At 65.3% G+C, this 12,752-nt stretch carries 13 protein-coding genes; 6 read left to right on the plus strand and 7 right to left on the minus strand.

All coding sequences use genetic code 11. The features are described from left to right. Positions 1 to 37: 37 nt before the first annotated feature. Complete coding sequence (locus IGW04_RS08385) at positions 38 to 1,156, plus strand: AI-2E family transporter (RefSeq protein ID WP_194712608.1); 1,119 nt, start codon at positions 38 to 40, stop codon at positions 1,154 to 1,156. A 186-nt stretch (positions 1,157 to 1,342) separates the two neighbouring features. Here the strand turns inward: IGW04_RS08385 and fahA are convergent, their stop codons facing one another. Together fahA and hmgA are read right to left on the minus strand one after the other, a co-directional pair. Then, on the minus strand, positions 1,343 to 2,659 hold the full coding sequence (fahA, locus tag IGW04_RS08390; protein ID WP_194712609.1) for a fumarylacetoacetase: 1,317 nt from the start codon (positions 2,657 to 2,659) through the stop codon (positions 1,343 to 1,345). A 63-nt stretch (positions 2,660 to 2,722) separates the two neighbouring features. Further along, the gene (hmgA, locus tag IGW04_RS08395) at positions 2,723 to 4,045 is read right to left on the minus strand and encodes a homogentisate 1,2-dioxygenase (protein ID WP_194712610.1); all 1,323 of its coding nucleotides are present in this window, start codon (positions 4,043 to 4,045) and stop codon (positions 2,723 to 2,725) included. A gap of 138 nt (positions 4,046 to 4,183) precedes the next feature. Here hmgA and IGW04_RS08400 point away from each other — a divergent pair, with 138 nt between their 5' ends. The 3 genes from IGW04_RS08400 to IGW04_RS08410 all read left to right on the plus strand — a co-directional run bounded on the left by IGW04_RS08400 (position 4,184) and on the right by IGW04_RS08410 (position 6,696). Beyond that, positions 4,184 to 5,143 carry a LysR family transcriptional regulator gene (locus IGW04_RS08400; protein ID WP_194712611.1) on the plus strand — a complete coding sequence of 320 codons (960 nt, stop codon included), beginning with the start codon at positions 4,184 to 4,186 and terminating at the stop codon, positions 5,141 to 5,143. 111 nt (positions 5,144 to 5,254) lie between these two features. Continuing rightward, positions 5,255 to 6,424 (plus strand): GGDEF domain-containing protein, encoded by a 1,170-nt coding sequence (locus tag IGW04_RS08405; RefSeq protein WP_194712612.1) that lies wholly within the window; start codon positions 5,255 to 5,257, stop codon positions 6,422 to 6,424. Between the two features lie 71 nt (positions 6,425 to 6,495). Continuing rightward, positions 6,496 to 6,696, plus strand: a complete 201-nt coding sequence (locus IGW04_RS08410) for a hypothetical protein (protein ID WP_194712613.1) — start codon at positions 6,496 to 6,498, stop codon at positions 6,694 to 6,696. Positions 6,697 to 6,735: 39 nt separating this feature from the next. Here IGW04_RS08410 and IGW04_RS08415 read toward each other — a convergent pair whose 3' ends face one another. From IGW04_RS08415 to IGW04_RS08425, 3 genes are all read right to left on the minus strand, one after another. Next, a complete protein-coding gene (locus IGW04_RS08415; protein WP_194712614.1) occupies positions 6,736 to 7,698 on the minus strand; it encodes a Bug family tripartite tricarboxylate transporter substrate binding protein in 963 nt (320 codons plus the stop codon). Between the two features lie 35 nt (positions 7,699 to 7,733). Continuing rightward, complete coding sequence (locus IGW04_RS08420) at positions 7,734 to 8,375, minus strand: aspartate/glutamate racemase family protein (protein ID WP_194712651.1); 642 nt, start codon at positions 8,373 to 8,375, stop codon at positions 7,734 to 7,736. A gap of 90 nt (positions 8,376 to 8,465) precedes the next feature. Further along, positions 8,466 to 9,359 carry a 3-hydroxyacyl-CoA dehydrogenase family protein gene (locus tag IGW04_RS08425; protein WP_407672084.1) on the minus strand — a complete coding sequence of 298 codons (894 nt, stop codon included), beginning with the start codon at positions 9,357 to 9,359 and terminating at the stop codon, positions 8,466 to 8,468. Positions 9,360 to 9,542: 183 nt separating this feature from the next. Here IGW04_RS08425 and IGW04_RS08430 point away from each other — a divergent pair, with 183 nt between their 5' ends. Then, entirely contained in the window at positions 9,543 to 10,451 is a 909-nt protein-coding gene (locus IGW04_RS08430; protein ID WP_194712616.1) for a LysR family transcriptional regulator, read from the plus strand. Between the two features lie 205 nt (positions 10,452 to 10,656). On the opposite strand, the gene IGW04_RS08435 is transcribed toward IGW04_RS08430, so the two are convergent. Both IGW04_RS08435 and IGW04_RS08440 read right to left on the minus strand, forming a co-directional pair. Next, complete coding sequence (locus IGW04_RS08435) at positions 10,657 to 10,956, minus strand: antibiotic biosynthesis monooxygenase family protein (RefSeq protein WP_194712617.1); 300 nt, start codon at positions 10,954 to 10,956, stop codon at positions 10,657 to 10,659. A gap of 273 nt (positions 10,957 to 11,229) precedes the next feature. After that, a complete protein-coding gene (locus IGW04_RS08440) occupies positions 11,230 to 12,285 on the minus strand; it encodes an isocitrate/isopropylmalate dehydrogenase family protein (protein ID WP_194712618.1) in 1,056 nt (351 codons plus the stop codon). 77 nt (positions 12,286 to 12,362) lie between these two features. Between IGW04_RS08440 and IGW04_RS08445 the strand changes: the two genes are divergently transcribed. Then, positions 12,363 to 12,623 carry a hypothetical protein gene (locus IGW04_RS08445; protein WP_194712619.1) on the plus strand — a complete coding sequence of 87 codons (261 nt, stop codon included), beginning with the start codon at positions 12,363 to 12,365 and terminating at the stop codon, positions 12,621 to 12,623. The last annotated feature ends 129 nt before the right edge of the window (positions 12,624 to 12,752 follow it).

The following is a 12,752-nucleotide window of genomic DNA, read 5'->3' on the forward strand; positions in this document are numbered from 1 at the left end:
CGAACAACCGGGTGGCGGCCCCGCCGACCGAGGCACCATGGCTGATTCCAATTCCGACATCCACATTCCTTCCCGCACACAACGCCAACGCCCATCCGCTTCCGGCCGGGGCTTCCTGCGCCAGGTAGTCGGCTTCTACGCGGTTGGCGCATTATTCGTGGCGCTCGCCGCAGTGGTATGGCTGGGTGGCGAGGTGCTATTGCTGCTGTTTGCCTGCATACTGCTGGCGATTCTGTTGTACATGGCAAGCAGGAAGGTGCGGCACTGGCTGCCGGTTTCACGCGGAACTGCCCTGGCCATCGTCGTGCTGGCAAGCTGCGCCGTGATCGGCGTCGGCGGCTGGCTGATGGCGCCGCAGATCGGCGAGCAGAGCGGCACCCTGGCCGATGCGCTGCCCAAGGCGCTCGACAAGGTGCGCGCCATGCTGGAGGACATTCCGCTGTTGCGCAGCCTGGGCGCCAGCCTGCCGTCCAATGAAGACCTGATGGGCCAGATGGGCTCGGTGCTGCCGCGCACCGGCCTGTTCTTTTCCGGCCTGCTGGGCGTGATCGGCAATATCGCCATCATCGTATTCGTCGGCATTTACTTTGCCGCGCAGCCGCGCATCTATATCGAGGGCATCATCACGCTTGCGCCCTTCGGCAAGCGCAAACGCATCAGGGAAGTGATGTCGGAAATCGCCGCGACACTGTCGCAATGGCTGGCAGGCAAGCTGCTGTCCATGCTGGTGGTGGCGGTGGCCAGCACCGCCGGCCTGTTGCTGCTGGACGTGCCGCTGGCCCTGGTGCTGGGCATCCTGGCAGGTCTGCTGGACTTCGTGCCATATGTCGGCCCGATCATGGCCGGCGTGCCGGCGGTGCTGGTGGCCTTCTCCGAAAGCCCTGCCACCGCGCTGTATGTGGTGCTGCTGTTCGTCTTCATCCAGTCCGCCGAAGGCTACCTGCTGCTGCCGCTGGTGGAACGCCGCACGGTTTCGCTGCCGCCGGCGCTGACCATCATGATGCAGGCGCTGCTGGGCGCGATGTGGGGCTTCGCCGGCGTGGCCCTGGCAACGCCGATTGCCGCGGTGGCGGCGGTGCTGGTGTCGATGCTGTATGTGCAGGACATGCTGGGCGACCCGGTAAAGACGCCAAGCGAGAGCGGGGCCGGCGGCTAAACAAACTTGCCGCATGGCGACATGGCGGGCTGGCGTTGACGGTTCAGCTTGTAATTTGCAGGGTGCAACCCCCGCAGGGCATTGCACCAGACCGCCGAGCAGCTCAGGGCTTCGGCCATGCCTATCGTCCCGCCACCCATGGTGGAATGCCCTCTTCAGGGTTATTCCACCCTACTCCTTCCCTGCCTACGCCCTGGCCGGCAGCACCGTGCCCCAGCACTCGCCGAAGCCGATGCGCGCCGCGCCGGTCTTTTCACACCAGCCGCGCAGCACCACCGCATCTCCGTCCTCCAGGTAGGTGCGCGCCTCGCCGTCGGGCAACTGCAGCGGCTGCTTGCCGCCGACGGTCAGTTCCACCAGCGCGCCGGCCTGGTCCAGCGTCGGTCCCGACAGGGTGCCGCTGCCGAACAGGTCGCCCGGCTGCAGGTTGCAGCCGTTGACGGTGTGATGCGTCACCATTTGCGCCACGGTCCAGTAGGCGTGGCGGTAGCTTGTGCGGCAGATGCTTGCATCGCCCTGCCCGGCCTTGCGCATCGCCGGTGTCTGGATGCCGACCTGAAGCTGGATGTCGAAGGCGCCGCCACGGCGGTTGTCTTCGGAGTCGAGATAAGGCAGGGGCTGCGGCTCTCCGGCGGGGCGGTCGAATGGCACGCGGTAAGGCGCCAGCGCCTCCAGCGTCACGATCCACGGCGAGATGGTGGTCGCGAAATTCTTCGACAGGAAGGGGCCGAGCGGCTGGTATTCCCAGGCCTGAATGTCGCGCGCGGACCAGTCGTTGAGCAGGCAGATGCCGAATACATGGTCTTCCGCTTCCTCCATCACGATGCGGTCGCCCTGGCTGTTGCCGGTGCCGACGAAGATGCCCAGCTCCAGCTCGATATCGAGCCGCTTGCAGGGGCCGAACGTGGGCTCGGCCGCGCCGGGCGGCATGGTCTGGCCCACCGGACGATGGAAGTCCCGCCCGGAGACGCCGATGCTGGAGGCGCGGCCGTGGTAGCCGATCGGCACCCACTTGTAGTTGGGCAGCAGCGGATTGTCAGGGCGGAACTGCTTGCCGATGTTGGTGGCGTGATGCACCGAGGTATAGAAGTCGGTGTAGTCGCCGATGCGTGCCGGCACATCGTATTCCGCTTCCGCCTGCGGCACCAGGCAGGCTTGCAGGCTGGCCTGCTCAGCAGCGCCCTCGCGCAGGGCGCGCGACAGCGCCAGGCGCAATGCGCGCCACTTGCCCGCGCCGAGCGCCATCAGGGCATTGAGCTTGTCCTGCGCGCCCGCCTGCAGCGCGATCGCAGCGTCGCCGCTGAAGACGCCGGTGCCGGCAGCGGCCGACAGGTCGAGGATCTGGTCGCCGATCGCCACGCCGCCGCGGAAGGCTTCGGCGCTGCCCTTGCGACGAAATACCGCGAAAGGCAGGTTCTGGACCGGAAAGTCAGACGCCGGCAGGTTGGCGGAAGCAACCCAGCTGCGCAGCGCCGGATCGTGGGTTTCATTCAGGTTGTTCATAAGCGTATCGGGCCCGTGGTTGTTTCCCCGGCTTCACGGCACAGGGACGGCGTTAAGCGCCATTCATTTGGTTGTCGGAGAAAAGTGCTTCTTCAGGTTCTGCCAGCACTGGAAATACTCGCTCTGCAATTGTGACGTCTCCAGTGCAAACTGCGTGGGCTTGATCGCCACCGGCGTTTCGAACATGAAGGCCATGGTGTCGCCCACCTTGCCCGGCGTGGACGTGTCGGAGCGGCTGGCCTTCTCGAAGGTGCCGGCATCCGGGCCATGGCCGGTCATGCAGTTGTGCAGGCTGGCGCCGCCGGGCACGAAGCCTTCGGCCTTGGCATCATATTCGCCATGGATCAGGCCCATGAATTCGCTGGCCACGTTGCGGTGGAACCAGGGCGGCCGGAAGGTGTTTTCCGCGGCCAGCCAGCGCGGCGGGAAGATCACGAAGTCGATGCTGTCCACGCCCGGCACGGCGCTCGGCGACTGCAGCACCAGGAAGATGGACGGGTCCGGATGGTCGTAGCTGATCGAGCCGATGGTGTTGAAGCGGCGCAGGTCATATTTGTAGGGCGCGAAGTTGCCGTGCCAGGCCACCACGTCCAGCGGCGAATGGCCGATCGGCGCGCTCCACAGGCGGCCGCCGAATTTGGCCAGCAGTTCGAAGTCGCCTTCCTTGTCTTCATACCAGGCCGATGGCGTCAGGAAGTCGCGCGGATTGGCCAGGCCGTTGGACCCGATCACGCCGAGGTCGGGCAGCCGGAACAGCGCGCCGAAGTTCTCGCAGATATAGCCGCGCGCCTGGCCGTCCGGCAGGCTCGCCTGGAAGCGCACGCCGCGCGGTATCACCACGATTTCCTGCGGCTCGACATCGATCCGGCCCATCTCGGTGGCAAGCGACAGGCGTCCCTGCTGCGGCACGATCAGCAGCTCGCCGTCGGCGTTGTAGAAATAGCGGCCGTCCATGTCGCGGTTGGCGGCATACAGATGGATCGCGCAGCCTGTGCCGGCGTCCGGCGCGCCATTGCCGGCCATCGTCACCCAGCCCTCGACGAAGTCGGTGGCGGCATCGGGCATGGGCAGCGGGTCCCAGCGCAACTGGTTGGGCGGCGTCGGCGGAACGCTGGAGAAGTCCGATACCAGTCCTTGCGAAGGCAACTGTTTGAAAGGCTTGTGCACCGCGGCCGGGCGGATGCGGTAGAGCCAGGAGCGGCGGTTGTGGCTGCGCGGCGCGGTAAAGGCGGTGCCGGAGATCTGCTCGGCATACAGGCCATAAGGCGCGCGCTGCGGCGAGTTCTGTCCTACCGGCAGGGCGCCCGCCAGGGCTTCGGTGGCGAACTCGTTGGCGAAGCCCGACATATAGGATTCGGGAAAGGAAGCGGGTCTGGCGTCGGTCATGGCTGACACTCCTTGTGGTCATGGGATGCGGCGAACCGCCGCAATCAATCGAAGAGCCACACTATAAGCAGGGATGGCACCGTTTAAAATACAAATGCAAAAATGACGACTATTGACCATATCAATAATGGGTAGAGCATGCGCGACGTTGCCGACATCGATCTGAACCTGCTGGTGGTGTTCCACCAGCTTTACCAGTTGCGCCATGTGTCGCTGGTGGCCAAGCGCCTGGGCCTGTCGCAGCCAACGGTGAGCAATGCGCTGGCGCGGCTGCGCAAGACCTTTGGCGACGAGCTGTTCGTGCGCACCGCCCACGGAATGCAGCCCACGCCGGGCGCGGACCGGATTGCCGAGCCGGTCGGGCAGGCGCTGGCCAGCGTCAGCGCGGCGCTGAACCTGGAGGAGCCGTTCGACGCGGCCAGCAGCGAGCGCCGCTTCGTGATTGCGATGACCGATGTCGGCGAGATCCACTTCATGCCGCGGCTGGTGGAATACTGCGCGCGCCTGGCGCCGCATGTCGGCATCAGTTCGGTGCGGGCCAGCGCGGTGGACTGGCAGCAGCAGATGGAAGCCGGCCGCATCGACCTTGCGCTCGGCGCCTTCACCGACGTCGCCGAGCGCTTCTTCCATCGCCGCCTGTTCAGCCAGAACTACGTCACCATGTTCCGTCGCGGCCACCCGTTCGCGCAGCGCAAGGTCGGCCTGAAGGAATTCCTGTCGGCACGGCACCTGTTCGTCGATTCGCGCGAAAGTCCCTACGACCAGATCAATGCCCGGCTGGAAAAGGCCGGCGTGACCCGCTCGGTGCAGTTCCAGGTGCCGCATTTCACCGCGGTGCCCTACATCGTCAGCAGCACGGACATGGTGGTGACCGTGCCGAGCAAGCTGGCGCAGCAGGCCTGCGGGCCGTTCAGCCTGGATTTCACCGCGCCGCCGCTGCGGCTGCCGGCGCTGCATACCCACGTGTTCTGGCACCGCCGGTTTCACCAGGACAGCGGCAACCAGTGGCTGCGCGCGCTGATCGCGGAGTGCTTCGTGGAGGAACCGGCGACGGCCAACGGAACATCACCGGCTGTGGGAGCGCCGCCGCTGCCCTGATGCACCCGATGCGCAACGAAATACCCACGTCGGCGTGATGGCTTATTGATACGGGGCAATCCGCCTGCTAAAATATTTCCTTCAGGAAAATATTTTAGCAGGCGGGGTCTCATGCTCGACACGAAGGAAGCGTTTCTCATCGCCTCGCTCTTATGCTTCGTCATCTTCCTTCTGCTCTTCTCTGTCAAGCAGGACCGCGTCCACGGCGTGCGCCAGCTGCTGCTGGCCAGCGTGCTGGGCATGGCCGGCAACATCCTGTATGCATTCGGCCGCGAGATGCCCGTCGTCTTTGCCTATGAAGTGGCGAACGCGGTCTATGCGGCGGCCTCGGTGGCGATCCTGGTCAGCTACCGGCAGCTGTTCGGCGCGCGTTGTCCGGCAACGCTGACGTGCGCCAGCATTGCGCTGCTCACGGCCGTCACCGCCTACTTCCATTACGTGGTCGATTCCTTCGACGCCAGGACGATCGCGGTGTCGGGCTTCCAGGTCGGCATAGCCGGCATCATTGCCCTGACCGTGCTCAGTTCGCGCGACTACCAGGGCCGCTCCCGCTATCCGGCCATCTATGTGCTGTGCATGTGCGCCCTGATAGGCGGCGGCCATCTTGCCCGCGTGGTCCGGCATGCCGTCATGTCGGACGTCCCGCGCTCGCTGCTCGAACCCAGCGGCATCAACCTGCTGTTCCTGTGGGCCAATGCCTTTGCCCTGCCCTGCCTGATGCTGGGCGGCCTGCTGATTGCCCATTGCAGGATCGTCACCAGTATTGAAAACGCGGCCAACTGCGACTTTTTGACGGGCGCCTGGTCCCGGCGGGCCTTCCATGAAAGCGGTCCGCGGCTGCTGGAACGAAGCCGTTATGACGGGCAGCCGCTGGCCCTGCTGCTGATCGATCTCGATAACCTCAAGCCAACCAACGACACCTACGGCCATGCTGCCGGCGATGCGGCGCTGACGGACTTCGTGCGGCTATCCCGCACGGCCTTGCGGCCGGTCGATTTCATGGCGCGCATCGGCGGCGACGAATTCGCCCTGCTGCTGCCCGACACCGATCTGATCGCCGCGGTGTCCGTGGCGCGGCGCCTGCAGGCCGTGACCGCCGCCGGACAATCCGGCCGGACGCTGCAGATCACGCTCAGCATGGGCGCTGCGGTGCTGCATGCCGATGACACGCTGCATACGCTGCTGAAGCGGGCCGACGAGGCGCTGTATGGCGCCAAGGCGGCAGGCCGCAACCGGGTGATGACCGAAGCCGGCGGACGCGTCGCCAGGCTGGCGGCCTGACGGCATCGCCGAGAACTTCACTGCGTGGCGGGCATCCAACCTGTCCACACTGCTCTGAGAAGGAGTAACAGATGAGCACCACGCATCCCAACCGCAACCGCGGCCAGGAAACCGGCATCGAGGAATACCGCCGCAAGCAGTCCGGCGACCAGCACGACATGATCGCCGACGAGAATGCGGCCACGCCGGAGCGGCCACACCGGAACGACCGGGGCAATCTTCAGCAGGAACAGGGCGGCAAGGAGAAGAAGCGGGACGACGGTTCCGCCTGAGCCGGGCCGGGCGCCGCAGGCGCGGCGCCCGGCAATGCGTCAGTCGACGGTGACGCCGGCATCCTTGACCAGCTTGCCCAGCTTCGTCGACTCGGAACGGATCAGTTCGCCAAAGGCTTCCGGCTTGCCGCCCACGATGGGCGTACCCAGTTCTTCCCAGCGCTTCTTGAATTCAGGGTCGGCGAAGATCTCATTGATGGCCTGGTTCAGCTTGGCGATCACGGGCTTGGGCGTGGCCGCCGGCGCGACGATGCCATGCCAGCCTGAAAAGTTATAACCCGTCAGGCCGGACTCGGCCAGCGTCGGCACGTCCGGCAGCGCCGGGCTGCGGGTCGCGGTGGTCACCGCCAGCGGACGCAGCTTGCCGCTCTTGATGTACTGCACCGAACTGCCGAGAATGTCGAACATCACCTTGACATGGCCGCCCATCACGTCGGTGAGCGCCGGCCCGGCGCCCTTGTAGGGAATGTGCTGCAGCTTGAGGCCAGTGGCGGTATTGAACAGTTCACCGGCAAGGTGCTGCGGCGTGCCGTTGCCGGCCGAGGCGAAGCCCAGGTCGTTCGGCTTGCTCTTGGCGAGCGCCAGGAATTCCTTGATGTTGTTTGCCGGCACCGAAGGATGCACCTCCAGCACCAGCGGGAATGCCGAGATCTGGATGATGGGCGCGAAGTCTTTCTGCGAATCGAAGGGAATCGAGCGGTAAAGCGTCTTGTTGACCGCCATCGGGCCGCTGGCGGCAAGCAGGATGGTGTAGCCGTCGGCCGGCGACTTGGCGACGAAGTCGGTGCCGATGTTGCCGCCGGCGCCGGGACGGTTATCGATGATCACAGGCTGCTGCAGCTTGGCCTGCAGCGGCACCTGGATCATGCGCGCCATCGCGTCGGTCGGGCCGCCCGGCGGATAGGGAATGATGAACTTGATCGGCTTGGACGGATAGTCGCTGGCGCCGGCGGCAAAGGCCTGGACCAGCAGCATGGATGCGAATAGCGCTTTCTTGAGCATTTCTTGTCTCCTTGGTTTATGTCGCAAACGGGCGGTCAGGCAAGCCGCCGCTTCAATGCACTTACTGCGCTGTGCACCGTGGTGAGCACGGGCAGGCCGGTGGCCTGTTCGCAGGCTTCGCGCGCGCGGGCCATGCTGAACTGGGCCAGCGCGATGGTCTTGCAGCCGGCGGCCTGCAGCAGGCGCGCCTGGGCAACGATCAGTTCATCGTGGCGCCTGGTGTCGCCGCGGTTCAGCGCATCGAGCGCGCCTTCGGCCAGCGCGCTCTGCAGCTCTACCGACTCCGGAAACTCCGGCGGCATCGATGCCAGCGTCGGCCCGAAGGTGGCGATCAGCCCGACCGGGCCGGCCGCCGTGACAGCATCGGCCACCATGGCTTCATTGGGCTTCAGCACCGGCAGGTTGGCATAGCGCCGCGCGACGGCTTCGATGCAGGGACCGAAGGCGGAACAGGTAAACAGAATGCCCTGGGCGCCGGTGCCGACCGCGTATTCCGCCAGGTCATGAAAGCGCTGATGCATCGCCGCATCCAGGCCGCGGCCGGAAGCGGCGAGATCGGCCGACAGGGAATCGTCGAGCAGGTTCATGCGCCTGGCCTGCGGCCAGTCATGCGCCAGGGCCTGGTTGATCGGGTCCACCGAATGGCTCAGCGCATGAATCAGCGCGATGCGTGGCATGGAAGAAGTCGTGTTCATGGAATGGGCCTGTCACTGCTTGGGTTAATGAGTCTGCACGTCGACGTGGATCACAGTCTGTCTGCCTGCGGCCTATTTCTCGATCTTCGGCAGTTCTGGCGCCAGCAGCCGCAAGCCCGCCTTCAGCAGGTCGTCGTAGCGCTTGCGCTCGGCGGCAATGCTTTCCGGCGTCCATTTGAAAAAGCCTTCGCCGGTCTTCATGCCGAACTTGCCGCTGGCCAGCCGCTCGCTCAATGCCCTGGCGGGCACGGTATTGGCCGCCAGCGACGGATACATCGTGGCCGCGGCCGGGCAATGCACATCGATGCCGGCATGGTCGCGCTGCAGCACCGGCCCGGCGGCAAGGAAACGGAAGCCAAAGCCGAAGCGCACCGCGGCATCGACGTCTTCCGGCGTGGCGATGCCGGCATCGATCATCGCGAATGCCTCGCGCGCCAGCGCATGCTGCAGGCGGTTGGCGAGGAAGCCCGGCAAGTCCTTGCGCACCAGCACCGGCACCATGCCGCAGGCGCGCATGAAAGCCGACAGCGCTTCACCCAGCGCAGCGGAGGAATGCTCGCCCAGCACGACTTCGACCAGCGGCACCAGGTGCGCCGGCATGAAGAAATGCAGGCCCAGCATGCGCTGGGCCGACGTCAGTCCTTGGGCGATCGCCGAGATCGGGAAGCTGGAGCTGTTGCTGCAGAACAGGGTGTCGGGCCTGGCGCGCTTTTCCAGTTCGGCAAACAGCGCCTGCTTCGGCGCCAGCTTTTCCGGGATGCATTCGATCACCAGGTCGACCGCCTGCCAGTCCACCTCGTCCAGCGATGCGCAGGCGCTGAGGCAGCCGCGCATGTCTTCGGCTTCCAGGCCGCGCAGGCCGCTGGTGAAATAGTCGTCCAGCGCCTGGCGCCGGGCTTCTCCCGGTTCGAGAACGATGGTTCGGCAGCCGGCGCGGGCCAGCACCAGCGCCACATCGGCGCCCATGGTGCCGCCGCCGGCGACGAGCGCGCAGGCGCGCGACGGTTTGGGCAGGCCGCCGGCCTGCGGGGAAGCAATGGAAGTAGCAGCGTGATCGGTGTTCATGAGCCTGGACGGAGCAAGAAAAACTGCAGTCTGCCGTCGGATCTTATTTCTGTGAATCGCATATTTTCTATAAACTTATCGATTATGGAGATAAATCTTTCAGCCCGCGACATCCGCGCCTTTCTCGCCGTGGCCCAGTCGCTCAGCTTCAGCCAGGCGGCGCAGGAGATGCATCTGTCGCAATCGGCCCTGTCCACGCTGATCAGCCGGCTGGAAGGGGCAATCGGCACGCGGCTGTTCGACCGCACCACCCGCGCCGTCGCCCTGACGGCAGCCGGCGAGGTGCTGGCCGCGCAGGCCGAACAGCTGCTGTCGGACATCGAGCGCGCGGTGGTCGCGGTGCGGGACGTGGCCGCGGTGCGGCGCGGACGGGTGGCGATTGCTGCGATGCCGTCGCTGGCGGCGCGCATCATCCCCAGGCTATTCCGCAGTTTCAGCGCAAGGCATCCGGACATCAGGCTGTCGGTGGTCGACACCCTGTCCGAGCCGGCCTTCGAACTGGTGCGCGAGGGCCGGGTGGACTTTGCGCTGACGGCCGCCAATCCCGCCTACACCGACCTCGACTATGTGCCGCTGACCACCGACAGTTTCGTGCTGCTGGCCGCGCCCGGCCATCCGCTGGCCAGGGGCCGCGGCAAGGTGCGCTTTGCCGACACCCTGCCGTTTCCGCATATTTCGATGTCGCGCCATACCAGCGTGCGCCAGTACGTCGAGGCCGCCGCGCTGCAGCATGGCTTCGGCTTCCACCCTGCGTATGAGGTGGATCATCTCGCCACCATCGGCGCCATGGTGATCGAGGAACTCGGCGTGGCGGCGCTGCCGGCGCTGGCGGCCGATGTGATAGCCGACCCCGGCATCGTGCGGCGTCCGCTGGCGGAGCCGGTGATACGCCGCTCCATCGGCCTGGTGCTGCGCCGCGAAGGCTCGCTGTCGCCAGCGGCAGAGGCCATGCTGGCGATGCTCAGGCAGCAGCTGCGCAAGCCGGCCGCATAGAGAGACGGGAAAGCGTTCGTCGAGTCCCGCTGCGGCCAAGCGCCATCGCGTTGGATGGCGTTCGCTGCCGACGCGCTGCTTGATGCGTCTGACCAGGATTTACCGCCCTGTGCCAGGCCACAGGCGGCAATCCAGAGCAAGGGGCGTGAGTGGCGCACGGCGATTCGAATCGAAGCATGGCCACTGCCTGTCCCTGGCAGACGATTCAGAATGCCTGCAGCACCGTGCCCAGATGCTGCACCTCGGGCGGTTCGGCAAAATAGGGGCCGGCAAGGCGCCGCCATTCCTGGAAGTCGGCGCTATTGCGGAAGTCAACGGTATGGTCCTCGACGGTCTGCCAGCCGACCACCAGCGTGTACCTGTCCGGATACTCCACCGACTGTTCCAGCTGCATCGAAACGCAGCCTTTGGCCCGTTGAAACAAGGGCGCCGCCGCCTGAACCGCCGCCATGAAATTGGCGTCCTCGCCCGGCTTTACCCTGATCACTGCCCTCTCGAAAATCATTGTCGCTCTCCATGTTGGTGTTGGCGCCGATGCCGGCCTGCGAACAGGCCCGACTGCGCGCTCGCATCTTAAACGGTATCGGCTTGTCGCGGCGGGCTTGCAGGCAGGAACACGGCATGCGCAGCGACGCCGCGGCGATGCTCGCCTGCCTGGCTGCCGGACCATGGTCGGGAAACCAGGCAAATGAAATCGGGGAACATCGGATGAAGGAATGCCTGCCGCCGGCTAACCTGCACCGCGCGACCCCGGCTCACTGCCTTGCCGATGGAAAGGTCATGCCAGCCGTGCCGTCAATGCCTTGCCGGCGGCCTTCGTCCCCATCCGCCCGCCGACGTCGGCGGTCATTTCGCCGCAGGCAATCGCCTCTGTCGTCGCCTGCTCGATCGCCCGCGCCGCAGTGACAAACGCCTGGTCGCCACTGCGCTGCCCGTGCCAGGCCAGCAGCATGGCCGCGGACAGCACCAGCGAGGACGGATTGGCGCAATCGCGCCCGGCGATATCCGGCGCCGAGCCATGCGAAGCCTGCGCCATCGCAAAGCCGGACCCGGCGTTGAGCGACGCGCCCAGGCCCAGGCTGCCGGACAGTTCCGAGGTCAGGTCGGACAGGATGTCGCCGAACATATTGGTGGTCACGATCACATCGAAGCGCGACGGCGCGCGCACCACATGGGCCATCATGGCATCGACGATGAAGTCATTCACCGTGACATCGGGGTAGCGCTTCGCGACCTCATGGCAGGCATCGATGAACATGCCATCGCCGATCTTCAGCACATTGGCCTTGTGCACGATGCTCACATGCTGTTTGCGGGTGCGCGCCAGGGCGAAGGCCGACTCGGCGATGCGTTCGCAGCACTGGCGGGTGATCCGGCGCAGCGAGATGGCAACGTCCTTCGTCACCAGCATCTCGCCGTTACCCTGCTCCATGTTGCGGTCGGCGTAGAAGCCTTCGGTATTTTCCCGCACCACGACCAGGTCGAATTCGCCCACCTTGTTGGGCAGGCCGGGATAGGTGCGGGCCGGCCGGATATTGGCATACAGGTCCAGTTCCTTGCGAAAGAACTTGGAAGGATTGACCTCGCCCCTGGCTTCATCCTTCATCTCGTAAGTCGACATCGGCCCCAGCACCAGCCCATCGGCGCCGCGCACTTTCTCCAGCAGGGCAGGCGTAACCGTGGCGCCATGAACGCGCAGGCTATCCAGGCCCGCGCTGTCGTGAAGCAGTTCGAGGCCGAGTCCATGGGTACGGGAGACGGCCTGCAGCACGTCAATGGTGACGGCGCTGATCTCGGGACCAATGCCGTCGCCAGGAAGAATAACGATTTTCATAGAAGTTTATAGGCGGACGAACCAACGTCGCTTGCGCCTTACTTGTCGAGTCGGTGGAGAGGAATGATATCGCGGGATTGGTGAACGACAAGATGCGTCGCGATAAAGAGAACGTTGCGTCTGTTTCTATTGTCGCAGTTGCCTTTGAAGAACGCGCAGCGACAGTTGCAGTTGCAGTTGCAGTTGCCTTTGAAGTACGCGCAGCGACAGTTGCAGTTGCCTTTGAAGTACGCGCAGCGACAGTTGCAGTTGCTTTTGAAGTACGCGCAGCGACAGTTGCAGTTGCTTTTGAAGTGGCCGTTGCCTTTGAAGTGGTCGTTGCCGTGAAATCCCGTTGAGCGCGCCGTGTCAGCGGTGCCCGGAGCGGATAAGGTGCGGCGTCTGTCTGAGTGTAGCGAAGCGGAGCGAGTTTAGCCGCGCCCCGCTCCGGGTGCCGCTGACACGGGCACCCCGCGCAGCGGGGCGCG

Origin of the sequence: Noviherbaspirillum soli (assembly GCF_015352955.1) — a bacterium.
In the GTDB taxonomy this organism is placed as follows: Bacteria; Pseudomonadota; Gammaproteobacteria; order Burkholderiales; family Burkholderiaceae_D; genus Noviherbaspirillum_A; species Noviherbaspirillum_A soli.